The sequence below is a fragment of the Citrobacter sp. Cf132 genome, from assembly GCF_030333885.1.
In the GTDB taxonomy this organism is placed as follows: Bacteria; Pseudomonadota; Gammaproteobacteria; order Enterobacterales; family Enterobacteriaceae; genus Citrobacter; species Citrobacter freundii.
The window spans coordinates 246,054-268,082 of the sequence record NZ_JAOWFA010000057.1 but is presented as its reverse complement, the minus strand read 5'-3'; the positions used below and the strand labels follow the sequence as shown (position 1 = coordinate 268,082).

Sequence of the window (22,029 nt, the reverse complement as noted above, 5' to 3'; positions counted from 1 at the left end):
GCATTCGTAGCGGAAAGCAGTAGTATTAGCAGCCATAGCGTCGGCACGTAGCGCAGCCTGGTAGCGCACCGTCATGGGGTGTCGGGGGTCGGAGGTTCAAATCCTCTCGTGCCGACCAAAAATCCTCTAAGAACCAGCCTGTTACGGCTGGTTTTTTTATGCCTGTTTTCTAAGTGGGGAAGCTCTGGGGAATGAATGGGGAGAAACACCGCTCAAATATAGAATTTGCCAGGCATGGTAGCTGCTGCGTGTAGTCGATGATGAAAAACCGGGTGCCTGCTGACATCCACAGACACCCGTAATCACACAGCAGTGCATATTGGATACGCTATATCCGTAGCGAGTGGGTAGATTTATAGTCATTTCAAAGACAATTGTCATTAAATCTTTGTGATTGATATCTAATATTTTTAACTAAAATATTACCAATTTCATGAGTGGTTAAATAACCATCAAACAAGCATAATTATCCTTTCCCATTGGTGTGTTTCTATCTACATAATCGGGCAGTCATCAAACTCCGCGTTCCTGGCATCATTAATGATGTACGTGATAACTCCAAATATTGCGTGTGAGGAATTGTAGCCATCACCATCTTCTGGCAGCGCTCCCGTTCTCCAGATTTATCAGGTGGGGCTAAAGGTGGCTTCATTGTCCAGTTCCAGTTAACCTTGCTCAGTTCCTGGACAAACCGCTATGTGGTGACGGTCTTCCTGCCACTAGGTTCTTTCTGTATCGAAGCATGCCAGGCCATTTCAATATCGCTGCGTCGTAGCACCAATTAACCCCTCTTGAATACCGGATAAAAACACAGTATAAATACTGTATATACATCCAGTAGAGAAGCTACAAGCAATGTTCGTGGAACTCGTTTATGACAAAAGGAATTTTGATGGTTTGCCCGGAGCAAAAGATATCATTCTGGGAGAATTTACTAAGAGGGTTCAGCGAATCTTCCCCGATGCTGATGTTCGGGTTAAACCGATGATGACACTACCGGCGATCAATACTGACGCCAGTAAGCATGAGAAGGAGCAGATAAGCCGTACTGTTCAGGAAATGTTTGAAGAGGTTGATATGTGGCTGGTTTCAGATTAAACGCCTTGAACCGTCATATTGCTTAAGTACAATCCGCCGTGACTGGCAATCATTCAATACTCGCACTATCGAGCGTTCGCCAGTCGGCCGCAATCATGCTCTTGCATACGGTGTGGTTGCGGCAACTCTCGTTACGACTCACCATCAATTGGCCAGCCAGGTCATCTTTAATGATTTCCGTTATTACGCCAAATATCGGCAAAGGAACACTGCTTGATATGATTCAGTAACCTATGGTTATCATATATTAGAACAAAGCGACAACTTCAAGAAAAATAATACCAATGAAAATTATTCACCATTGAACAATCCTTTGCAACAACCAGTTATAGTAGGTGGCTTCAGAAATACCGGCCTCCCGGCAGACATCTTTAACGGTTCGTCCGGATTCAACCGATTTAATTACGGCAATGATCTGATGCTCAGTAAAACGGGCTTTACGCATAGTGATCTCCTTTGTTGGCAGATTGATTATGCCGGAGGATCTCTAAATATGAATGGCACGATTATGTGGGATACTTACATCTGTACAGGTTTTACTACTTACCCATGCACAAATTGGGGTAAAATTTATCCTCTCATCAGCGTGATGAATCTGGACGATTGATGCGCTGAAAACAATAATGATACTAATAAAAACTCAGGAGAATAGTATGCCTGAAGCAACGCCTTTTCGGGTGCTGATTGTTGACGACCACCCACTGATGCGGCGAGGAATTAGTCAATTATTGCAACTTGATCCCGCCTTTAACGTAGTCGCGGAAGCGGGTGATGGCGCCAGCGCTATCGACCTGGCAAACCGCCTGGACCTTGATGTGATCCTACTGGATCTCAATATGAAAGGGATGAGCGGACTGGATACCCTGAATGCGCTGCGTCGGGATGGCGTCACCGCGCAAATTATTATTCTTACCGTATCGGATGCCGCCAACGATGTGTATGCTCTAATTGATGCCGGCGCGGATGGTTATTTGCTTAAAGACAGTGATCCTGAAGTCCTGCTGGAGGCTATTCGCAGTGGTGCCAAAGGTGGTAAAGCCTTTAGTACCCGCGTCAGCGAATATTTGCGCGAGCGCGACCTGTTTGGCGCTCAGGAAGACCCATTCAGCGTTCTCACCGAACGCGAACTGGATGTGTTACATGAACTTGCTCAGGGGCTGTCGAACAAACAGATTGCATCAGTACTGAATATTTCTGAACAGACGGTGAAGGTGCATATTCGCAATCTGCTGCGCAAACTCAACGTGCGTTCTCGTGTAGCTGCCACCATTCTATTTTTACAAACACGCGGCATGCAGTAATCAGATATTGCCCGATGGCGCTACGCTTATCGGGCCTACAAGTCACGTGCATCAGTAGGCCGGATAAGACGCTTTGCGTCGCCATCCGGCATCTTCCACTCTTACTTCTCCTGCGGCGTTAGCTGCTCCATCGCCTGCTTAATGCTGCGTTCTATCACCGCCCGACGGGTATCATTGGCCGGTAATAATTTCAGCATCATCTCCCATGCCGCAACCGCCTCGCCAAAGCGCTGCTGTTCAAAAGCGTTAAACGCATACATGCTGAGAACCCGCACGTTGGCATGTTCGCCGCGTACCAACTGGCGTAGCAGCTCCCCTCCTCGACGGTTATCGTCAGGATCGGAAGAACGGGTCAGCGCTTCCGCATAGCCCAGCGCAGCATCGCTGTTTTTCGGATCCAGTCGATAAGCATTGGCATAGGCTTCAGTGGCCGTACTGGCGTTACCAAGTACCATGCCAATGCGCCCAAGCATGATCCAACCTTCAACGTTGGTAGGATCGGCTTGTAAGCGAGTGCGCAGACCCAACGCCAGACGCGTCATATCTTCTTCATTGAGCGGATCAGCTTTTGGATCCAACGCCCGCTCCAGCAGCGCCGGAGCCTGAGCGGTGGCCTGTTGCCAGACCTGAACCTGCTTATAGTTGCCGGTTTCATAATAGCTCACCGCACCCACGACCAGCGCCACCACGATGCCGGGCACAAACAACCCGAATCCACCGCGCTTGCCATCCGGGATAACGTCATCAGGAAACTCTTCCTGTTTCACCCGGACACGTCGGCGAGTACGGGCGAAAATAATCCAGCCACCCAGACCAATCGCGACCACCGGCATCACCCACAAAAGCACAGTAAGCGGCGTCAACGGCGGATCGTAAGTGACGAAGTTGCCGTAGCGCGCCACCATGTAGTCGACAATCTCTTTCTGACTTTTTCCTTCCTGCATCAGTTCGTACACTTTCTGACGCAGGTCGGTGGCAATCATCGAGTTAGAATCGGCAATACTGTTGTTCTGACATTTAGGACAGCGCAACTGTTCGGTAAGCTGACGGAACTGCTGCTCCTGCGCTTCATCCTTAAACTGCATCACATCGATGGTCGCAAGCGCGGATCCCGAGATAACCAGCATCAGCAGGCCCAGTAAAAATCTCATTGCGCAGCCTCCTTACTGTACTTATCCCACAACGGTTTGATCTCGCTCTCCCACACCCTGGCATTCAAATCACCGGCGCGGCGATAGCGAATAATACCGTTACCGTCGATCAGGAACGTCTCCGGCGCGCCGTACACGCCAAGATCCAGACCAAGCATACCGTCGCCGTCAAACAGGCTTAATGAGTAAGGATTGCCCAGCTCCTTCAACCAGACAATGGCTTTCTGACGATCGTCTTTATAGTTCAGACCCACTACCCGCACGCCCTGCGCAGACAGCTGATTCAGGTACTGATGTTCGGCGCGACAGGTCGGACACCAGGTCGCCCAGACGTTCAGCAGTACCGGTTTGCCCTGGGTCAGCACATCGGCCTGATAATGCTGACCCGGATTTTCCAGCGACTCCAGGCGGAATGTCGGAACGGGTTTGCCGATCAGCGCCGACTCCAGATTAGTGGGATCGTCCCCCTGAGCGTTACGCGCCAGCTGCCACAGCAGCGCCGCCGCAATGATCAGAAAAATAATAAACGGAATTAACAGTGCGTTGCGCTTCATACAGCCTCCGACGCATTTTTTTGCACCGCGGCGCGAGGACGCGTGCGCTGACGATAGCGTGGATCAAACAGGCAGAACAATCCGCCCAGCGCCATCAGCAATCCTCCGGCCCAAATCCAGCGAATAAACGGTTTGTAGTACAGACGCACAGCCCATGCGCCGTTATCCAGTTCTTCACCCAGCGCAGCGTACAGATCGCGTGTGAATCCGCCGTCAATTGCCGCTTCGGTCATCATCGAACTGGTGCTGTTATAGAAGCGTTTTTCCGCATGCAGCGTGGCTTCTGGTTTACCATCTCGGGTAACGCCAATAATGGCGACACCGCCCCGGTAGTTAGGTCCGGTAATATCTTTCACTTCGCGGAACGTGAACTGATAGTTATGGATACTGACGCTATCACCTGCCTTCATGCGCACATCGCGTTCAACACTGTAGTTCTGGCTAAAGGCAATACCGACAATAGTAATCGCCAGCCCAACGTGGCCCGACACCATGCCCCAATAGCTTGGTGTTAACTTCGTTCCGCGGGAAACACGCAGGAACGCTTCGGACACCGCCAGCACAAATATCCAGCATGCCATCGCCAGACCCACGACGGTCATCGCCGCAATGCGATCCTCAAACAGCCACGGCAGCAGCAGCGACATAACAAGCGTGGTGACAAACGCGACAAGCAATAGTGTTTTCAGCTTACGCGGTCGGTCACGGCCCCAACGCACTAATGGCCCTATTCCCAGCAACAGCGCGAACGGTGCCATCAGCCAGGTAAACATGGTGTTGAAGAACGGCTCGCCAATCGAAATGCTACCCAGCCCCAGCTGTTTGTGCACCAGCGGCAGCAGCGTACCCAATAGCACCACCAGCATGGCGGCAATCAGCAGAACGTTGTTGCCCAACAGCAGAGATTCACGCGACCACAGCGCGTTGTTTACCCGTGAGCGGACCTTGTGACCGCGAACCGCAAACAGCAGCAAGGAGCCGCCAATCACTAATACCATAAAGGCCAGAATAAACATCCCGCGCGACGGATCGGAGGCAAAAGCATGCACCGACACCAGCACGCCGGAGCGCACCAGGAAAGTCCCCAACAGGCAAAGCGAGAAGGCGCAGATTGACAGCAGCAGCGTCCAGGCTTTAAAGCTGGCACGCTGTTCGGTGACCGACAACGAGTGCATCAGCGCCGTTCCCACCAGCCATGGCATAAACGAGGCGTTTTCAACTGGATCCCAGAACCACCAGCCGCCCCAGCCCAGCTCGTAATAGGCCCAGGCGGAACCGAGCACAATACCCAGCGTCAGGAACACCCACGCCGCCAGCGTCCACGGACGCGAAAAACGGGCGAAGGTACTGTCCAGTCGGCCACTCATCAACGCGGCAATCGCAAACGCAAAGGCCACGGAGAAACCGACATACCCCATGTACAGCAACGGCGGATGGAAAATAAGCCCCGGATCCTGCAACAGCGGGTTCAGGTCGCGCCCTTCAATAGGGAAGTTGGGCAACGTACGGGCAAATGGATTGGAGGTAAACAGAATAAACAGCAGAAAGCCAACGCTGACCATCCCCATCACCGCCAGCACGCGGGCGACGATGTCCAGCGGCATACGCTGGCTGAATGCCGCAACGGCGAACGTCCAGCCGCTCATCAGCAGCACCCACAGCAGAAGAGAGCCTTCATGCGCGCCCCAGGTTGCTGCCACCCGATACCAGACCGGAAGCTGGGTATTGGAATTGCTGGCGACGTAGGTGACGGTAAAGTCATTAACCACGAAGGCGTTGACCAGAATCAGGAACGCGCCCATCACACAGATAAATAACACCCAGGCAAAGGGCCGCGCGGAAGCCATCATCCGCACATCGCCGCGCGCTACGCCCCACAGCGGATAGACCGACAGCAGTAACGCCACGCCTAGCGCAAGGCACAACAGCGCATTGCCAATTTCAGGCATCATGACGTTTTATCCTTATACACGCTTTCCGGACGACGATGGTTTTCCTGCATCGCTTTTTCAACTTCCGGCGGGGTGTAATTTTCATCATGTTTGGCCAGAACCTCTTTGGCCTGTACATGATTTCCCTCGTTCAGTTCGCCCTGAACAACAACACCCTGCCCTTCGCGGAACAGATCCGGCAGAATACCTTCATAGGTTACATCCACTACACCTTCGGCGTCATAGATGCTGAAATTCACCTTCAACGACTGCGGATCGCGCTTTACGCTACCGGGCATCACCATACCGCCCACGCGCAGGCGCTGACCGACTTCAGGCATCTGCTGCGTTTCGCGCTTACCGTAGAGTATCTCTCCCGGCGTATAGAACAGGTCAATATTGGAACGCAGCGCATAAAGCACCAGCGTAATGGTCAAAGCCAGACCCGCCAGTACCGCACAGGCTATCCATAACCGATTTTTACGTCGAATATTCACGCCGCCTCCCGTTGCACTTGCGCCGCACGCATACGTGCTTCTCTCGCCCGCTGCTGCGCTACACCGCGTAAAATTGCGCGATGCTGTAACGTGGAATGCACTACCAGCACCACCAGCGGGATAACGCTCATCGCTACGGCAAGCCAGACATACAAGGCGTAGCCGCCCATCGCGAAAAAATCACTCCATGATGCAAATGCAGGGGTCATTGGCGGCCTCTTTTTAAGATCAGTTCGCTCACCCACGGGCGGCGTTTTTCCATCATCAAAATCAGGTTACGCATGCGCATCAGCGCCAGCGTGACAAACAGTAACAGGTAGCCGACGATCGCCAGACGCAGCGGCGTACGCATCGCCGGATCGATGCTTTGCTGCATGCGGGTAGAACCCTGATGCAGCGTATTCCACCACTCAACCGAGTAGTGGATAATCGGTAAGTTGACCACGCCAATCAGCACCAGAATACCGGCGGCACGACCTGCCAGACGGCGGTCATCAAAGGCATGCCACAGAGCAATGGCGCCAACGTAGAGAAACAGCAACACCAGTTCAGAGGTGAGTCGGGCATCCCAAACCCACCAGGTTCCCCACATCGGTTTGCCCCATGCGGAACCTGTCACCAGCGCAATAAAGGTAAACACTGCACCAATCGGCGCCATCGCAGCCAGCGCCAGATTGGCCATTTTCATCTGCCAGACCAGGCCGATAAACGCGGCAACGGCCATCGAGGCGTAAATGCCCATCGACCAGATTGCCGCCGGAACGTGCAGATAAATAATGCGATAGCTCTGCCCCTGCTGATAGTCTGCAGGCGCAAAACCAAAGCCCCAGACCCATCCCGTTATCAGTACCACCGCGCTGGCAATCGCCAGCCACGGGATAAACCAGCCACAGATCTGATAGAGCCGAGGGGGCATCGCCAATTGATGAAGTGTTTTCCACATAGTTCAGTCACCAGACTCCATAAATTAAAATCCGTTGTGCCGGAGCGCCTTGCCCGGCCTGCACATCTAATTCTCGTTACTGCACGCTTATCCGTAACGCCGCGGCTGTGGCAAACGGGCTTAACGTGGCGCTGCCGACCAGCAACGCCCCCAGAATCGCCATGTACCCTTCAACCGGTAAGTGCATAGAAGCCGCATCCATCGCGGCGGTCGCAAAAATCAGTAAGGGTATGGTGAGCGGGAGTACCAGCACGCTTAACAGCACGCCGCCGCGCTTTAAGCCCACCGTCAACCCCACGCCCGGCGCGCCGAGAAAACCCAGCGTCGGCGTTCCGAGTAACAAGGTCAGCGCCATAATTTTCCAGCCGTACATATCCATGCCCAGCAACAGCGCCACCAGCGGCGAGAGGATCAGCAGCGGCAGACCTGTCACGACCCAGTGCGCCATCACTTTCGCCAGCACCACGGCCGGTAGCGGTAACGGCAGCAGCATCAGTTGCTCAAGGCTGCCATCCTGTAAGTCATCACGAAATAGCCGTTCCAGCGCCAGCAATGACGCCAGTAGCGCCGCAACCCAGATGATGCCCGGCGCTATGCGCGCCAGCAGCTGTGGCTCCGGCCCAATACTCAGGGGGAACAGCGTAATAACAATCAGGAAGAACCATAAAGGATTAGCAATTTCCGCACTATGACGAAACGCAACTCGCAGTTCTAAACGAAAGATTCGCCACATCATTGCGTTGCCCTCTCACTGGTCAGCGCAATACGTCGCACTTTATCGGTTTCAACATTGAGCGGTTGGTGGGTGGTGAGAATAACAATACCGCCCTGCTCCGTATGCTGCGCCATACGCTGAGTCAGTCGCTCAACGCCGTTAACATCAATGGCGGTAAAGGGTTCATCGAGGATCCACAGTCGGGCGCGGGTCAGCCACAAACGGGCCAGCGCCACGCGCCGCTGTTGTCCGGCGGAAAGTTGGTTCACTGGGATATCTTCATATCCGGCAAGTCCCGCCTGCGCCAGCGCAGCCAGACACTGCGCGATGTCGCCGTCATGATGGAAGAAACGCAGGTTCTCCAACGCCGAAAGCCGGGTTTTTATCCCCGGCTGATGTCCGATCCACAGTAGTTGCTGATGGTAGCTGTCCCGCACGTGATGCAGAGGTTGCTCTTGCCAGCAAACCTCCCCTGCGTCGGGACGCGCCAGCCCGGTAAGCAACCGCAGCAGAGTGGTTTTCCCTGCGCCGTTGCTGCCGGTAATTTGTACCCATTCCCCTGCGTTGACGCGAAATGACAACTCGCTGAATAGTATTCTGTCATCCCGCTCGCAAAGTAATTCTCTGGCTTCAAGCATACCTGGTTATCTACATCCTGTTAAAAGCCCGGTTTGACTTCGCGCATATCAGGCAGTTTGTGCGCTATCCCTTTATGGCAGTCAATACAGGTTTGCCCGTCTTTCACGGCCTGGTCGTGCATTTTGGCCGCGACGCCTTTCTGGGCGGTTAAATCCATAAACTCGAAGTTGTGACAGTTTCGACACTCTTGCGAATTGTTATCTTTCATACGCCGCCACTCATTTTGCGCCATCGTTAAACGATGATCTTCAAATTTCTGCGGTGTATCTATTAACCCCAGTGCTTTCGCGTACAGCTCTTTACTGGCCTTGATCTTACGGATCATTTTCGGGCCCCACTCGTGTGGGACGTGGCAATCAGGGCAAGTCGCTCGCACACCACTGCGGTTGTTGTAGTGTACGGTTTCCATGTATTCCTGGTACACCGTATTGCGCATTTCGTGACAGCTAATGCAGAACTCTTCTGTATTGGCCTTTTCCATACCGGTATTAAAGCCGCCCCAGAAAATAATGCCGCCCACAAAGCCGATTAACAACAGCGTGCCGAGCGCCAGACGGCTGGGGCGACGCCACCATTGCCAGACGCGCTTAATCCAGCCTGGTTTACGGTTAGAATTTTCCATAATGACCTCTTATTTCCCGTAACCTTTCGAGGGGGTGAAGGTATTTTCAACAATCGGCGCGGCGTCAGCCTGCGGAACGTGACATTGCAGGCAGAAATAACGACGCGGCGCAACCTCAGCCAATACCTTGCCGTCGCTGTCCATAAAGTGCGTCGGGCTGATGCGCGGCGCACCGGTGGTGCGATAGCTTTCCACACCGTGGCATTGCAGGCACCGGTTAGTGTTCGTCGTCACCTGATACCCTTCAACGCTATGCGGAACCATCGGCGGCTGATTCACATAGTTCAGCGGCATGCGCTCTTGCTCTTTCGGCATGCGAATCGCCCCTTCCTGTGTTCCTGAGACTTCCGGTGACTGGCTCAGATCCACTCCGTTTGCAGCCCAAACTGCCCCACTGACTAGCAAGGCCAGCGCGGCCATCCATTGACTCAGCGCTTTAATCAGGTCATGGCTTTTCATGATTTCGCTCCCGAACTCCATCGTGTTGTTATTGTAAAAACATCCTCAGAACAGACATCCACACAGCGACCGCAGGCCATGCAATCGCGACTGGTTACCTGCACCGGACTTTGCTCATCCAGCACCGGCGCACGTAGCACATGCGGTTCCGGGCAAACATGAAAACAATCCATACAGCGGTTACATCTGTTACGTTCTTTTGCCGAAACGGTTAATGCACCTTTGCTTCCCACCACGCTATACAGCGCACCCAGTGGGCAGAGATGCCCGCACCAGCCATGCTCAACGACCAGTAAATCAAATAAAAACAGCGCGAGGATCAGCAGCGCTCCGCTACCGAATCCCATTACCAGGCTACGTCCCAGCAAAGAAACCGGGTTTATCCACTCCCACAGCAGCGTACCGGTCAGGGCGGAACCGACCAGGATAACCACCAGCAGGACGTACCGTATATGGCGCGGCAGGGTTGCGGACTGATTCAGGTCAAACCTTCTGCGCAACCAGCTGGCTAAATCGGTGACCGGGTTCATGGGACAAACCCAACTGCAAAACAGTCGCTTACCGGCCAGGGCATACAGCACCGTAATGATGGCTGCCCCCGTTAACGCCACCGTCGCCGGCAGATGCCCGCTGGCAAGGCTTTGCAGAGTAATCAGCGGATCGGTGAATGGGATAGCGTCCAGCAACAGGCTGCTACTGTAGTTGCCATGCAGGATCCAAACACCAAGCCACGGGCCGCTAAGGAACATCGCCAGTATCAGAAACTGACTCAGACGACGCAGCAGCAGCCAGCGATGACTCTTCCACCATCCTTTTTTTGCCTGTGCTTCACGCCCGGCATCACGTTTACGATTTGCCATTGTTCCCCTCCAGCCAACCGAAGCGGTAATGGTGTCCTAACTCCCCTTTCGCCAGCGACAATGGCAGCACTTTTATTGCTGGCTGCTCCAGTACGCAGACTTTTTCGCATTTCCCACAGCCGGTACAGGCATCGCTGTGCACGGTAGGAATAAACCGCGCATGCTTGCCGGTACGCATGTTACGGTCCAGCTCCAGGGTGATCGCCTCATCGATTTTCGGGCACTCGCGATAGCAAACATCACAGCGTAATCCCTGGTAGTTGAGGCAGTTTTCGTGATCCAGCAGTACCGCCAGCCCCATACGCGAATCGTCAATGGATTCAATTTCTCTGTCCAACGCGCCGCTGGGGCAGACTTTGGCGCACGGAATGTCCTCACACATTTCGCAGGGAATATCACGGGCGATAAAATATGGCGTACCAGCCGCCAGCCCGGAGGCCAGCGTCGCCAGCTTCAGCGTGTCATACGGACATGCCTGAACGCACTGACCGCAACGTACGCAAGCGCTGGCAAATGCCTCCTCGCTCAGTGCACCTGGCGGGCGCAACCGCACGCCGGTTGCGCGTGCGGTTTGTTGTTGCAACCCCAGCGCCACGCCAACGACGGCCAGCCCGCCCGCTGCGCGAACCATATCGCGCAGAAAGCGGCGGCGGCCATTTTGGGGTTTTGCTGACCGGGACATAACGCGTTACACCTTCGCCAGTTTTACGGCGCACTTCTTGAAATCCGTCTCTTTGGAGAGCGGATCCGTCGCATCCAGCGTCAGGTTGTTCACCAGCTGTGCGGCGTCGAAGAACGGCATGTACACCAGCCCCTGCGGCGGACGGTTACGACCGCGTGTTTCAACAATCGAAATCACTTCGCCACGACGGGAAATCACTTTGACCTTATCGCCACGACGCAGATCGCGTGCTTTTGCATCCAGCGGGTGGATAAACAGCACAGCTTCCGGGAAAGCGCGGTGCAGTTCAGGCACACGACGCGTCATACTGCCGGTATGCCAGTGTTCCAGAACACGTCCGGTGGATAGCCACAGGTCATATTCTTTATCCGGCGCTTCAGCAGCAGGCTCAAACGGCAGCGCGAAGATAACCGCTTTACCGTCCGGTTTACCGTAGAACTTGTAGCTTTCACCTGCTTTCACGTAAGGGTCGTTGCCTTCGCTGTAGCGCCACTGGGTCTCTTTGCCTTCGACGACCGGCCAGCGTAAACCGCGGGCTTTGTGGTAATCGTCAAATGGCGCAAGGTCATGCCCGTGACCGCGACCAAACCAGGCGTACTCTTCGAACAACCCTTTTTGCAGATAGAAGCCCAGCTCGCGGGATTCATCATTCAGTTGATCTTCAGCCAGTTCAGTCACCGGGAATTTTGTCACTGCTGGCGTGGCAAACAGCACGTCATACAGCGTTTTGCCACGCAGCTCCGGTTTTTGTGCCAACAGCTCTTCGGGCCACACTTCTTCTGTTTTGAAGCGACGAGAGAACTGCACCAGTTGCCACAGATCCGACTTCGATTCGCCCGGTGCTTTAATCTGCTGACGCCAGAACTGTGTACGGCGTTCAGCGTTACCGTAGGCACCTTCTTTCTCTACCCACATCGCTGTCGGCAGGATCAGGTCAGCAGACAAGGCGCTGACCGTCGGGTACGGATCGGAGACGATGATGAAGTTACGCGGATCGCGCCAGCCCGGCATACGCTCCTCATTGATGTTCGGACCAGCCTGCATGTTGTTTGTACACATCGCCCAGTAGACATTGAGCTTGCCATCTTTCAGCGCGCGGTCTTGCGCCACGGCGTGCAGACCGATTTTTGCCGGAATGGTCCCTGACGGAATATTCCAGTGCTTCTCGCAGATATCGCGGTGTTTTTCGTTTGTCACCACCATGTCCGCAGGCAGACGATGGGAGAATGTACCGACTTCACGCGCGGTGCCGCATGCGGAAGGCTGGCCGGTCAGAGAGAACGGGCCGCAGCCTGGCTGGGAGATTTTGCCAGTCAGCAAGTGCAGGTTATAGACCAGGTTGTTAGCCCATACGCCGCGGGTGTGCTGGTTAAAGCCCATCGTCCAGTAGGAGATGACTTTTTTCTTCGGATCGGCATACAGCTGCGCCAGTTGTTCCAGCTGATCTTTTGGTACGCCGGTCATTTCGGCGGTTTTATCCAGCGTGTACTCAGCAACGAAGGCTTTGTAATCCTCAAAGCTCATCGGTTCAGAGGCATCGGATCCCGGGTTTTTCGCCGCTTTTTCCAGCGGATGGGTCGGACGCAGACCGTAGCCGATGTCCGTCACGCCTTTACGCAGGTTGACGTGCTTGCTAAAGAAATCCTGGTTAATCGCATTGTTTTGAATGATGTAGTTCGCGATGTAGTTGAGGATCACCAGATCGGTTTGCGGCGTGAAGACCATACCGTTATCCGCCAGCTCAAAGCTGCGGTGCTGGAAAGTGGAGAGAACCGCGACGTTGACGTTAGGATCGGACAGACGACGGTTGGTGATGCGCGACCACAGGATCGGGTGCATCTCTGCCATATTCGCGCCCCACAGGACGAAGGCGTCTGCATGTTCGATATCGTCATAGCAGCCCATCGGTTCATCCATACCGAAGGTACGCATAAAGCCGACTACCGCTGAGGCCATGCAGTGACGTGCGTTCGGGTCGATGTTATTGGAACGGAAACCCGCTTTAAACAATTTGGCAGCGGCATAACCTTCCCAAATCGTCCACTGGCCAGAGCCGAACATGCCGATAGATTCCGGGCCTTTCTCTTTCATCGACGTTTTGAATTTCTCTTCCATCACGTCAAAAGCCTGGTCCCAGCTAATCGGGGTGAACTCGCCTTCTTTGTGATATTTGCCGTCTTTCATGCGCAGCATCGGCTGCGTTAAACGGTCTTTCCCGTACATGATTTTCGGCAGGAAGTAACCTTTGATGCAGTTAAGCCCACGGTTAACCGGCGCATCCGGATCGCCCTGGCATGCCACAACACGCCCTTGCTGCGTTCCGACCAATACGCCGCAGCCCGTCCCGCAAAAACGGCACGGGGCTTTGTCCCATTTGATGGCTTCTTGCTGACCGACTACCGCGCGGGCAACGCCCGGCACGCTTAACCCGGCAGCCGCCGCAGCGGCCGCAACGGCGTTAGCTTTCATAAAGCTACGACGACTGAGTTTCATGGTGTTTCCTCACCTTGCTCATCCTGCTGGTGATAAACCAGCGACACCGCCAGCACGCCCGCAACGTTGCGCACTGACTCAATTGTTTTCATTAGCGTTTCACTTTGCTCAGCTTCCACCACCACAATCAACTGACCACTTTCCACATCGCTGAGGGCAACTTCGCAACCGGGAAAGGAACGCAACTGCGTGGCGATATCGTTGATATGCTGGCTTTTGGCCTGAACGACCAGGCTGCAGACCTGCCAGTTATTGTCCATGGTTGTACTCCGCGTTAATGGCTGATACCGGGCAGATAGCGACACAGGCGCCACATCCGTTACAGTCCTGATTGTCGAGCTGCGGCTGATAAATGCCGGACAGCGTGGGGCGAAAGGTTATTGCCATGGGCTCACAGCTATCCTGACAGCGGTGACATTCAACTGACTGATGTGCGAGACAGTTTTCCCCAATCGTAAAGTTCAGATCCCATGCCCTGGTGTGGCGCGGAAGAAAAAGTGATTCGGGACAGGCTTCTGCGCAGGCATAGCAAAAGCTGCACTCGCCGTGTTTGAAATTTACGCTCGGGTAACCACCCTGGCCTCGCTGCAGGATGTCGGTTTCGCACGCCTGGATGCAGGCGTCACAACGGAGGCAATGGGCCAGAAAGTGAGAGTCTTCCTTGCTCCACGGCGGACGGATCCCTGCGCTGGCGTTTCGCCAACTGCCTGTCAACATGCCTCGACGGGATAAATCAACCATGACATTGTCCTTCCATAATGACGCCCTCCCTCGGCGGGTTGAACGACATAAAAAACTGCACTATTTATGAGTAGTTATTTTTAGCCGTAAGATATTTCAGGATGTGTTAGAGGTGCATACCCCAATTGGGGTAAATGCTGTTGCCGGATCAAAGGAGTGTTGAGTTGGCGGGAAAAAATGCGCTTTTGCTCACATTTCAATGAGTTATATAGCCATGTATATAGCGGTTCAATATTAAGAGAATAATCTTACATTTAAGATAATTCTTAGAATATATCACTACATTGAACGTAAACCATTGCTAGATACACTTAAAATATAAGTAAATACAGATTAATTGATGATGCGAATATGTTAACCTGCCCCAGACTCGTTCAAAAGACAGAAGAAAGGAAACACTGTGAACAATAAGATGAAGACAATTGTCCCTGCCGTACTTTTCGCCGCCTTTGCCAGCACCTCTGCATGGGCTGCCAGTAACGAAGCCGGCGCTCAACCGCTGGAAAAAGTCGCCCCTTATCCTAAGGCGGAAAAGGGTATGAAGCGCCAGGTTATCCAGCTTACCCCTGAGAAAGATGAATCTACTCTGAAAGTAGAACTGCTGATCGGACAAACGCTGGAAGTTGACTGCAACCAACACCGCCTTGGCGGCGAACTGGACAGCAAAACGCTGGAAGGTTGGGGATATGACTACTACGTCTTCGACAAAGTCACATCTCCGGTTTCAACCATGATGGCCTGCCCGGACGGTAAGAAAGAGAAGAAATTCATTACTGCGTATCTGGGTGATGACGGCATGCTCCGTTACAACAGCAAGCTGCCGATTGTGGTCTACACCCCGGAAAACGTGGACGTTAAATACCGTATCTGGAAAGCAGAAGATAAAATTCAGGACGCAGTCGCGCGCTAAGTCAGGATGTGCCGGATGGCGGCGTACCGCCTTATCCGGCCTACAGACGCATAAAACAGGCCGGATAAGCGCAGCGCCATCCGGCATTGTATTTACAGTGCGATATCCGCGACGGCTTTCTGTTCAGGCTGCGGTTGTGCCTGAGGTTTCAGCTGTGGTTTCGGCGCTTCATCAGCAACCTGCGGCTTGTCATATTTCAGACCCAGAACCTCACTGGTGTACTGCAGCTCTTGTTCCGTAGCCTCAACGTTACCGTTCAGCTTAGTACCATAAGACGGAATGATGGTTTTCAGCTTCGCCTGCCACTCGGGGCTGGCCACTTTATCTTTAAACACTTTTTCCATCAGATGCAGCATGATCGGTGCCGCGGTTGATGCGCCCGGAGAAGCTCCCAGCAGCGCAGCAATCGTGCCTTCTTTATCGCTGACGACTTCAGTACCCAGACGCAACACGCCGCCCTTCTCCGCATCGCTTTTGATGATCTGCACACGCTGGCCCGCCTGCCATAAACGCCAGTCTTCTTTTTTCGCCTGCGGATAGTACTCTTGCAGCGCAGCAAAACGGTCGTCGTCGCTGAGCATCACCTGGCTCACCAGATATTTCACCAGATCGAAGTTATCCAGACCCACGTTGACCATCGGCATAAAGTTCGACGTGGTGGTCGAGCTAAGCAGATCCCACAATGAACCGTTTTTCAGGAACTTGGTGGAGAATGTCGCGAATGGCCCAAACAGCACAACGCGCTTGCCATCAAGGATACGCGTGTCGATGTGCGGTACGGACATCGGCGGCGCGCCAACGGAGGCCTGACCGTACACTTTCGCCAGGTGGCGGTTGACTACGTCCGGATTGTCCGCAACCAGGAACTGCCCGCCCACCGGGAATCCGGCATAGCCTTTCGCTTCCGGAATGTCGGTTTCCTGCAACAGCTTCAGCGCAGCGCCACCGGCACCGATAAAGACAAACTTCGCCTTGATATCATGTTCCGCTTCGTTATTTTTCAGATCGGCGACCGTGACCGTCCAGCTATTGTCGGCATTACGCTTAAAACCGCGCACTTCGGTGCTCAACTGCAGCGCAAAGTTGGGCTTTTTCTGCAATGAGGTAATCAACTGGCGCGTGATTTCGCCGTAGTTCACGTCAGTACCAATCTCGGTACGCGTTGCTGCGACTTTCTGTTTTGGATCACGACCTTCCATGACCAGCGGCGCCCACTCTTTAATCTGCGCGTGATCTTCAGAATAACGCATACCGCGGAATAACGTGCTCTGTTGCAATGCGGCGTAACGGGCACGCAGGAAGTTGACGTTCTCGTCACCCCAGACAAAACTCATGTGCGGAACGGTAGTGATAAACGAGCGTGGTTCATGCATCACGCCATTATTAACCTGATATGCCCAAAACTGGCGGGAAATCTGGAAGGCTTCGTTAATGTCGACTGCCTTTTCAATGCTGATGCTACCGTCTGCCTTTTTAGGCGTGTAGTTCAGCTCCATCAGTGCGGAGTGTCCCGTTCCGGCGTTGTTCCAGCCGTTTGAGCTTTCCTGCGCTACACCATCCAGTCGCTCAACCATGGTCATTGACCATTGCGGCTCCAGCTCCTGTAAATAGGTTCCCAGCGTGGCGCTCATGATGCCGCCGCCAATCAACAGTACATCCGTTTCCTGCTCTTCCGCCGCTTTCGCTTTTGCCGCCATCGAGACAACATTCAGCCCTACAGCCATGGTGAAGAGCATGGCAGTCACTTTTTTCATAATGTTAATGCCTTACTTTTAGTATCGCTTTTTTGCTTTTAATGCAGGTGAAAATCGAGCGGCATCAACGGTAACACTTAAGTAAAAATAATTAAATATTGTTTATAAATTATATTTAATTTTTAAAAATGTTATTAATACGTTGATAGTTTATACGGTTATTGACAATCATTTCTGGAAACCAGTCCGTCAGACGGGTACTATGCTGCGCTTTGCTATTCACCGCACGGATGCCTGTCGGTCTGCTGTATCAGGCCATTTTTGACCTGAGTGTAACTATGTCTGCAACTCAACATTCCTCTGTCGCAGTCGCGGAAAACGCGACCCGTGCCGTGCTCCGCCAACCCCGTCTGCTGGTTCGCGAAACACTGGCCGGTGTGGTAACCGCCCTGGCGCTGATCCCGGAAGTGATTTCGTTTTCCGTTATCGCAGGCGTTGATCCTAAAGTCAGTCTGATCGCCTCCGTCGTACTGTGCCTGGCGATGTCCTTTTTAGGTGGTCGTCCCGCAATGGTTACCGCCGCTGCAGGATCGGTTGCGCTGGTGATTGGTCCGATGGTGCATCAACACGGCGTGCAATACATCCTGCCTGCAGTGGTGCTGGCCGGGATGATTCAGATCCTGTTTGGTGTATTGGGAATGGCACGTCTGATGCGATTCATCCCTACGGCGGTGATGACCGGATTTGTCAACGCACTAGGTATTTTGATTTTCTTTGCCCAGGTCCCTCATTTCTGGGGGAAAAGCCCGCTCATCTGGGGGCTGTTTGTCCTGACGCTGCTGATTGTGCTGTGGGTTCCGCGGTTTATTAAAGCCATCCCCGCACCGCTTATCGCCATCGTGCTACTGACCTTATTCACTGTCACCAGCGGGCAACTGTTACCGACCGTCGGTGACGAAGGTTCGATGAGCGGCGGCCTGCCGGGTTTCACCCAGTTGTTGGTTCCGCTCAACCTGCAAACGCTAGCGATTATCTGGCCCTGCGCGCTGAGCATCGCTTTTGTTGGTTTGATGGAGTCGCTGTTAACTGCCCGTCTGGTGGATGACCTGACGGTGACGCCGTCGAATAAGAATCGCGAGAGTGCTGGGCTGGGGATAGCCAATATTCTGGCCGGATTTTATGGCGGCATCGCCGGGTGCGCGATGATTGGTCAAACCATCGTTAACGTCGAGATGGGCAAAGGACGCAGCCGCGTCTCGACGGTTGCCGCCGGACTGGTATTACTACTGTTAGTCACTGGATTAAGCGAAGTGATGGCAGAAATACCCATGTCGGTGCTGGCGGGAATTATGGCGATTGTGGCGGTAAAAACCTTCAGTTGGCACAGCATTCAGCCCACCACGCTGAGGAAACTCCCCGTCACTGAAACGCTGGTGATGCTGGTGACCGTCGCTGCCACGGTGTCCACCGGCAACCTGGCGATTGGCGTGGTTGCCGGGGTAATGGCGATGCTCATTCTGCCGCGTATCGTCAGAAACAAACGCGCAGCTACATCAGAAACAGCGTTGCCAGACCGAGAAAAATAAAGAATCCCCCGGTATCGGTGATAGCCGTAATCATCACGCTCGAGCCGACCGCCGGGTCGCGCCCGAGCTTCACCATCGTCATCGGAATGATGACCCCCATTAATGCTGCCATCAACAAATTAAGCATCATCGCCAGGGTCATTACTCCGCCGAGCGCCATGTCATCGTACAGCCACCAAGTAATACCGCCCATAATTCCGCCCCATACGAGGCCATTAATCACTGCCACGCCCATTTCGCGCAGGATCAAAAACGTCAGGTTCCCCGGCTGAATATTTTGTAGCGCCAGCGCTCGAACGATCATGGTGATGGTTTGATTCCCGGTATTGCCGCCAATTCCCGCCACAATTGGCATCAGCGAGGCCAGCGCCACCAGTTGCGAAATCGTATGTTCAAAACCGTCGATCACCCGCGAGGCGATAAAGGCGGTACAGAGGTTAACGGCCAGCCACGCCCAACGGGTTTTTACCGCTTTGGTAACGGGCGCAAACACATCCTCTCCGGCGCTTAAGCCCCCCATTCGACGTAAATCGGTATCAGTTTCTTCATAAACCACATCGACGATCTCATCGATAGTTAAGCGGCCCATCAGCTTGCCTGAAGGGTCAACGACTGCAGCACTGACCAGGTCGTCACGTTCGAAGGTACGTGCAGCGTTTTCAGCGATATCGTCCGGAGAAAAGGTGAGCGGGTCATCTTCCATCACCTCGCTGACTTTGCGTTGCACATCATTGAGCAGAATACAGGTTAGCGTCAATTCGCCAACCAGCACTTTATTGCGATCGGTCACGAAGAGTTTATCGGTGTTCTCCGGCATTTTGCCCAACCGTCGCAGGTAGCGTTGCACCACTTCCAGCGTCACGTCCGGACGCACGGTGATGACTTCGAACTCCATAATCGCGCCGACGCGATTCTTCTCGTAATGCATTACCTGGCGGACACGCGCCCGCTCTTCGGCTGGTAACGTCGCCAGCAACCGTCCAGTGAGGTTACGCGGGAGATGCTGCACCAGATAAATCTGTTCATCGATATCGAGATATTGCAGCGCATCCAGTATTTCGCGGTCACTCATCTCATCGATCAGGTCGTCCCAGACGTTTTCAGACGCCTCAAGCAGGACGTTACCACGCTTTTCACTTTCGACCAGTCGCCACAGGGCGTGACGCTCTTCTGAAGGTAATGCTTCGAGGGTATCGGCTAAATCGGGAGGCGGCAGGTGGGCGACCAGCGCCCCTACCTCAGCAATATCGTCGGCTAACGTACCGACGTCATATTGCTCAGCCAGGGTAAGCTTGCCCAACAGTGTTGAAATAATGGCTTTATCAGTGGTCAGCAGCCAGATAAGGCGCGCACGCTCTTCATCACGCAGCCTGGCGCTGTTTTTGTTTATTACGGACATTAATCATAAATCCATGATATGAAATATCATTAATCATGATGCCGATTTATGTAAATAACAATAAACAGTGCCGCCGGGTGGCTAAAAAACCGGCGGCACGTGGGATCAGGCTGTGCGAGCCACCGCGTCACGCGAGGCGGCTTCACGTTCATCGCCCAGCAGTTCACTCAACTGTCCGTTACGCATTTCCAGCAGACGATCGGCGTGAATAAAATAGTGATCGTCGTGGCTAATGGCGAAAATGGTTTTGCCCATTTCCTGCATCAAAGGCAATAGCACCTGATAGAACTCCCGGCGGAAATGGGGATCCTGATCGGCAGCCCATTCGTCCAGCAGAATGATGTCGCGCTCCTCCGCCAGAGCCAGCAGCAGCGCCACGCGTTTCTTCTGCCCTTTCGACAGTTTCAGATTGAGGATACGGCCATCGCTCAGCTCCAGCTTGTGCCCCATCTTCAGATGTTCCAGCCACTTCGCGACCAACTGCGGATTAGCCTCTTTACCTTCCGGCCCCAGCAGTTTGTCGAACAGCCAGACGTCAGTAAACACGGCGGAGAATAGCTTGCGGTAGTCTTCCGGTTTTTCAACGGCAACGGCCTTACCATCAAGCAATATTTCGCCTGACTGCGGCTGGTATAGACCGGTCAGTAACATCGCCAGCGTAGATTTCCCGCTACCGTTACCGCCAATCAGAAAGATCAGTTCACCGCGATGAATCGTCAGATTCACTGGTCCAACGGAGAAGGCGTTATCCTGATAGTGGAATACCACGTTACGTAACTCCAGCGTCTGCCAGTTCGGAAACGCATTTGGACGCGGGAATTCGGCCTTAAAGGGCGCAAGGGCAAACCTGTTCAGCTTGTTGAAGGCCACCTGCGCGGTGAGCAGCGTCGGTAGCGCGCCAACGGCAGAGAGCAGCGGCGTGCGCAGGAATAACAGCGTCAGCGAATAGGTCGCCGCTACGGCGGTATCGGCCCATCCCAGACTGTTAGCCATCCAGAACACCAGGCCAATGGCGCCCAGCATCATAATGTTCGACCAGTTGACCGCGCTCAGGTGGAAAGTATCGGCGCGAATAATATGGTGACGGTACTCTTTGGCATCCGGGACATACATCTGATTAAAGATATGCTCGGCACGCTCACGGTTGAGCGTCAGCTCTTTGCGCCCTTCCAGCACCGTTTGATAATCGTTGTACAACTTATCTTCAGTTTCGCGCAAGGTAGCCATGTGTTTATACACCCGCGCCACCAGCACAAATCCGCCCCAGATGGTGATTGCCATCCAGATTACCGTCACCAGCAGCATTTTAGTCGACAGCATCGCCAGATACGCCGCCGATCCGACGGTCAGGATAATCCCCTGTACCAGCTCAGGCAGGCGGACAAAGGCGATGGTGATGTTGCGGATGTCGCTGGTTAAACCCGCCAGCAACGAGGCGCTGCCAAGCTGTTCGATACGCTCGACGTGGGTGTCCAGAATCCGTTTGATAAATTCGCTACGCAGTCGGTAGACAAAGTGGTGTCCCAGCGTGGTGAGCGCCAGTTGTGAACCGAGGGTGACGGCCATCAATAACAGCAGCAGGCCAAGAAACTCCGGTAGCACCATCAGCGTGGTGTCGACCGTTTCAATCAAACGCTGGTTGATAAACGCAATCAGCCCAATCCCCAACGCGGCACTGGCGAGGCTGAGCGCCATCACGCTGATAAATGGCCAGCGATACTGCCGCCAGACAAGAAGTAAAAGTTCCATGCGAA

Annotated in this window: 22 protein-coding genes, 1 tRNA gene and 2 pseudogenes; 5 read left to right on the top strand and 20 right to left on the bottom strand. The window is 53.7% G+C overall.

Annotation, left to right across the window (positions count from 1 at the left end):
• The first annotated feature begins 41 nt into the window (after positions 1 to 41).
• A tRNA-Pro gene (locus tag OGV85_RS14655) sits at positions 42 to 118 on the top strand.
• Positions 119 to 494: 376 nt separating this feature from the next.
• Here the strand turns inward: OGV85_RS14655 and OGV85_RS14650 are convergent.
• A pseudogene (locus tag OGV85_RS14650) lies at positions 495 to 636 on the bottom strand (S24 family peptidase); the annotation flags it as partial.
• 219 nt (positions 637 to 855) lie between these two features.
• On the opposite strand from OGV85_RS14650, the gene OGV85_RS14640 reads away from it, so the two are divergent.
• Positions 856 to 1,098: a DinI-like family protein gene (locus OGV85_RS14640; RefSeq protein ID WP_286553692.1), complete on the top strand. Its 243-nt coding sequence runs from the start codon at positions 856 to 858 to the stop codon at positions 1,096 to 1,098.
• Between the two features lie 322 nt (positions 1,099 to 1,420).
• Here OGV85_RS14640 and OGV85_RS14635 read toward each other — a convergent pair.
• Positions 1,421 to 1,543 (bottom strand): annotated as a pseudogene (locus tag OGV85_RS14635) (transposase); the annotation flags it as partial.
• Positions 1,544 to 1,751: 208 nt separating this feature from the next.
• Between OGV85_RS14635 and narP the strand changes: the two are divergent.
• Complete coding sequence (gene narP, locus OGV85_RS14630; RefSeq protein WP_003027518.1) at positions 1,752 to 2,399, top strand: nitrate/nitrite response regulator protein NarP; 648 nt, start codon at positions 1,752 to 1,754, stop codon at positions 2,397 to 2,399.
• Between the two features lie 101 nt (positions 2,400 to 2,500).
• Here narP and OGV85_RS14625 read toward each other — a convergent pair whose 3' ends face one another.
• From OGV85_RS14625 to napF, 15 genes are all read right to left on the bottom strand, one after another.
• Positions 2,501 to 3,550, bottom strand: a complete 1,050-nt coding sequence (locus tag OGV85_RS14625; RefSeq protein WP_003027521.1) for a cytochrome c-type biogenesis protein CcmH — start codon at positions 3,548 to 3,550, stop codon at positions 2,501 to 2,503.
• Positions 3,547 to 4,104 (bottom strand): thiol:disulfide interchange protein DsbE, encoded by a 558-nt coding sequence (dsbE, locus tag OGV85_RS14620; protein ID WP_061548530.1) that lies wholly within the window; start codon positions 4,102 to 4,104, stop codon positions 3,547 to 3,549. The genes OGV85_RS14625 and dsbE overlap by 4 nt, the downstream gene beginning before the upstream one ends.
• Positions 4,101 to 6,056, bottom strand: a complete 1,956-nt coding sequence (locus OGV85_RS14615) for a heme lyase CcmF/NrfE family subunit (protein ID WP_003027529.1) — start codon at positions 6,054 to 6,056, stop codon at positions 4,101 to 4,103. The genes dsbE and OGV85_RS14615 overlap by 4 nt, the downstream gene beginning before the upstream one ends.
• Positions 6,053 to 6,532, bottom strand: coding sequence for a cytochrome c maturation protein CcmE (gene ccmE, locus OGV85_RS14610; RefSeq protein WP_016150677.1), 480 nt, complete (start codon positions 6,530 to 6,532; stop codon positions 6,053 to 6,055). The genes OGV85_RS14615 and ccmE overlap by 4 nt, the downstream gene beginning before the upstream one ends.
• Positions 6,529 to 6,741 carry a heme exporter protein CcmD gene (ccmD, locus tag OGV85_RS14605; protein ID WP_003027536.1) on the bottom strand — a complete coding sequence of 71 codons (213 nt, stop codon included), beginning with the start codon at positions 6,739 to 6,741 and terminating at the stop codon, positions 6,529 to 6,531. The genes ccmE and ccmD overlap by 4 nt, the downstream gene beginning before the upstream one ends.
• Positions 6,738 to 7,475 (bottom strand): heme ABC transporter permease, encoded by a 738-nt coding sequence (locus OGV85_RS14600; RefSeq protein WP_003027538.1) that lies wholly within the window; start codon positions 7,473 to 7,475, stop codon positions 6,738 to 6,740. The genes ccmD and OGV85_RS14600 overlap by 4 nt, the downstream gene beginning before the upstream one ends.
• Positions 7,476 to 7,551: 76 nt before the next feature.
• A complete protein-coding gene (ccmB, locus tag OGV85_RS14595) occupies positions 7,552 to 8,211 on the bottom strand; it encodes a heme exporter protein CcmB (RefSeq protein WP_003027542.1) in 660 nt (219 codons plus the stop codon).
• On the bottom strand, positions 8,208 to 8,828 hold the full coding sequence (ccmA, locus tag OGV85_RS14590; protein WP_003027545.1) for a cytochrome c biogenesis heme-transporting ATPase CcmA: 621 nt from the start codon (positions 8,826 to 8,828) through the stop codon (positions 8,208 to 8,210). The genes ccmB and ccmA overlap by 4 nt, the downstream gene beginning before the upstream one ends.
• 20 nt (positions 8,829 to 8,848) lie before the next feature.
• Complete coding sequence (gene napC / locus OGV85_RS14585; protein ID WP_003027548.1) at positions 8,849 to 9,451, bottom strand: cytochrome c-type protein NapC; 603 nt, start codon at positions 9,449 to 9,451, stop codon at positions 8,849 to 8,851.
• Between the two features lie 9 nt (positions 9,452 to 9,460).
• Positions 9,461 to 9,910, bottom strand: coding sequence for a nitrate reductase cytochrome c-type subunit (napB, locus tag OGV85_RS14580; protein ID WP_003027550.1), 450 nt, complete (start codon positions 9,908 to 9,910; stop codon positions 9,461 to 9,463).
• Complete coding sequence (gene napH, locus OGV85_RS14575) at positions 9,907 to 10,770, bottom strand: quinol dehydrogenase ferredoxin subunit NapH (protein ID WP_003027552.1); 864 nt, start codon at positions 10,768 to 10,770, stop codon at positions 9,907 to 9,909. The genes napB and napH overlap by 4 nt, the downstream gene beginning before the upstream one ends.
• Positions 10,757 to 11,452, bottom strand: a complete 696-nt coding sequence (gene napG / locus OGV85_RS14570; RefSeq protein WP_003027555.1) for a ferredoxin-type protein NapG — start codon at positions 11,450 to 11,452, stop codon at positions 10,757 to 10,759. Before napG ends, napH begins: the two co-directional genes overlap by 14 nt.
• A 6-nt stretch (positions 11,453 to 11,458) precedes the next feature.
• On the bottom strand, positions 11,459 to 13,945 hold the full coding sequence (gene napA, locus OGV85_RS14565; RefSeq protein WP_003027558.1) for a nitrate reductase catalytic subunit NapA: 2,487 nt from the start codon (positions 13,943 to 13,945) through the stop codon (positions 11,459 to 11,461).
• Positions 13,942 to 14,205, bottom strand: coding sequence for a chaperone NapD (gene napD / locus OGV85_RS14560; RefSeq protein ID WP_003027560.1), 264 nt, complete (start codon positions 14,203 to 14,205; stop codon positions 13,942 to 13,944). The genes napA and napD overlap by 4 nt, the downstream gene beginning before the upstream one ends.
• Positions 14,195 to 14,686, bottom strand: coding sequence for a ferredoxin-type protein NapF (gene napF, locus OGV85_RS14555; protein WP_003027564.1), 492 nt, complete (start codon positions 14,684 to 14,686; stop codon positions 14,195 to 14,197). The genes napD and napF overlap by 11 nt, the downstream gene beginning before the upstream one ends.
• Before the next feature lie 412 nt (positions 14,687 to 15,098).
• Here napF and eco point away from each other — a divergent pair, with 412 nt between their 5' ends.
• Complete coding sequence (gene eco, locus OGV85_RS14550; protein WP_003027568.1) at positions 15,099 to 15,596, top strand: serine protease inhibitor ecotin; 498 nt, start codon at positions 15,099 to 15,101, stop codon at positions 15,594 to 15,596.
• A gap of 92 nt (positions 15,597 to 15,688) precedes the next feature.
• On the opposite strand, the gene mqo is transcribed toward eco, so the two are convergent.
• Positions 15,689 to 17,350, bottom strand: a complete 1,662-nt coding sequence (gene mqo / locus OGV85_RS14545; RefSeq protein ID WP_016150680.1) for a malate dehydrogenase (quinone) — start codon at positions 17,348 to 17,350, stop codon at positions 15,689 to 15,691.
• 278 nt (positions 17,351 to 17,628) lie between these two features.
• On the opposite strand from mqo, the gene OGV85_RS14540 reads away from it, so the two are divergent.
• Positions 17,629 to 18,876, top strand: a complete 1,248-nt coding sequence (locus OGV85_RS14540; protein WP_032950910.1) for a SulP family inorganic anion transporter — start codon at positions 17,629 to 17,631, stop codon at positions 18,874 to 18,876.
• Here the strand turns inward: OGV85_RS14540 and mgtE are convergent.
• Together mgtE and OGV85_RS14530 are read right to left on the bottom strand one after the other, a co-directional pair.
• On the bottom strand, positions 18,839 to 20,275 hold the full coding sequence (gene mgtE, locus OGV85_RS14535) for a magnesium transporter (protein ID WP_003027576.1): 1,437 nt from the start codon (positions 20,273 to 20,275) through the stop codon (positions 18,839 to 18,841). The genes OGV85_RS14540 and mgtE overlap by 38 nt on opposite strands.
• A 105-nt stretch (positions 20,276 to 20,380) precedes the next feature.
• Complete coding sequence (locus OGV85_RS14530; RefSeq protein ID WP_054528603.1) at positions 20,381 to 22,024, bottom strand: multidrug ABC transporter permease/ATP-binding protein; 1,644 nt, start codon at positions 22,022 to 22,024, stop codon at positions 20,381 to 20,383.
• Positions 22,025 to 22,029 lie beyond the last annotated feature (5 nt).

Coding starts and splice junctions, on each gene's coding strand:
- napB (WP_003027550.1), bottom strand. CDS start 9,910: ATGAAAAGCCATGACCTGATTAAAGCGCTGAGTCAATGGATGGCCGCG.
- OGV85_RS14625 (WP_003027521.1), bottom strand. CDS start 3,550: ATGAGATTTTTACTGGGCCTGCTGATGCTGGTTATCTCGGGATCCGCG.
- napG (WP_003027555.1), bottom strand. CDS start 11,452: ATGTCCCGGTCAGCAAAACCCCAAAATGGCCGCCGCCGCTTTCTGCGC.
- OGV85_RS14530 (WP_054528603.1), bottom strand. CDS start 22,024: ATGGAACTTTTACTTCTTGTCTGGCGGCAGTATCGCTGGCCATTTATC.
- napC (WP_003027548.1), bottom strand. CDS start 9,451: ATGGAAAATTCTAACCGTAAACCAGGCTGGATTAAGCGCGTCTGGCAA.
- OGV85_RS14615 (WP_003027529.1), bottom strand. CDS start 6,056: ATGATGCCTGAAATTGGCAATGCGCTGTTGTGCCTTGCGCTAGGCGTG.
- napH (WP_003027552.1), bottom strand. CDS start 10,770: ATGGCAAATCGTAAACGTGATGCCGGGCGTGAAGCACAGGCAAAAAAA.
- mgtE (WP_003027576.1), bottom strand. CDS start 20,275: ATGTCCGTAATAAACAAAAACAGCGCCAGGCTGCGTGATGAAGAGCGT.
- napA (WP_003027558.1), bottom strand. CDS start 13,945: ATGAAACTCAGTCGTCGTAGCTTTATGAAAGCTAACGCCGTTGCGGCC.
- OGV85_RS14600 (WP_003027538.1), bottom strand. CDS start 7,475: ATGTGGAAAACACTTCATCAATTGGCGATGCCCCCTCGGCTCTATCAG.
- ccmA (WP_003027545.1), bottom strand. CDS start 8,828: ATGCTTGAAGCCAGAGAATTACTTTGCGAGCGGGATGACAGAATACTA.
- mqo (WP_016150680.1), bottom strand. CDS start 17,350: ATGAAAAAAGTGACTGCCATGCTCTTCACCATGGCTGTAGGGCTGAAT.
- OGV85_RS14640 (WP_286553692.1), top strand. CDS start 856: ATGTTCGTGGAACTCGTTTATGACAAAAGGAATTTTGATGGTTTGCCC.
- napF (WP_003027564.1), bottom strand. CDS start 14,686: ATGGTTGATTTATCCCGTCGAGGCATGTTGACAGGCAGTTGGCGAAAC.
- eco (WP_003027568.1), top strand. CDS start 15,099: ATGAAGACAATTGTCCCTGCCGTACTTTTCGCCGCCTTTGCCAGCACC.
- dsbE (WP_061548530.1), bottom strand. CDS start 4,104: ATGAAGCGCAACGCACTGTTAATTCCGTTTATTATTTTTCTGATCATT.
- OGV85_RS14540 (WP_032950910.1), top strand. CDS start 17,629: ATGTCTGCAACTCAACATTCCTCTGTCGCAGTCGCGGAAAACGCGACC.
- napD (WP_003027560.1), bottom strand. CDS start 14,205: ATGGACAATAACTGGCAGGTCTGCAGCCTGGTCGTTCAGGCCAAAAGC.
- narP (WP_003027518.1), top strand. CDS start 1,752: ATGCCTGAAGCAACGCCTTTTCGGGTGCTGATTGTTGACGACCACCCA.
- ccmB (WP_003027542.1), bottom strand. CDS start 8,211: ATGATGTGGCGAATCTTTCGTTTAGAACTGCGAGTTGCGTTTCGTCAT.
- ccmD (WP_003027536.1), bottom strand. CDS start 6,741: ATGACCCCTGCATTTGCATCATGGAGTGATTTTTTCGCGATGGGCGGC.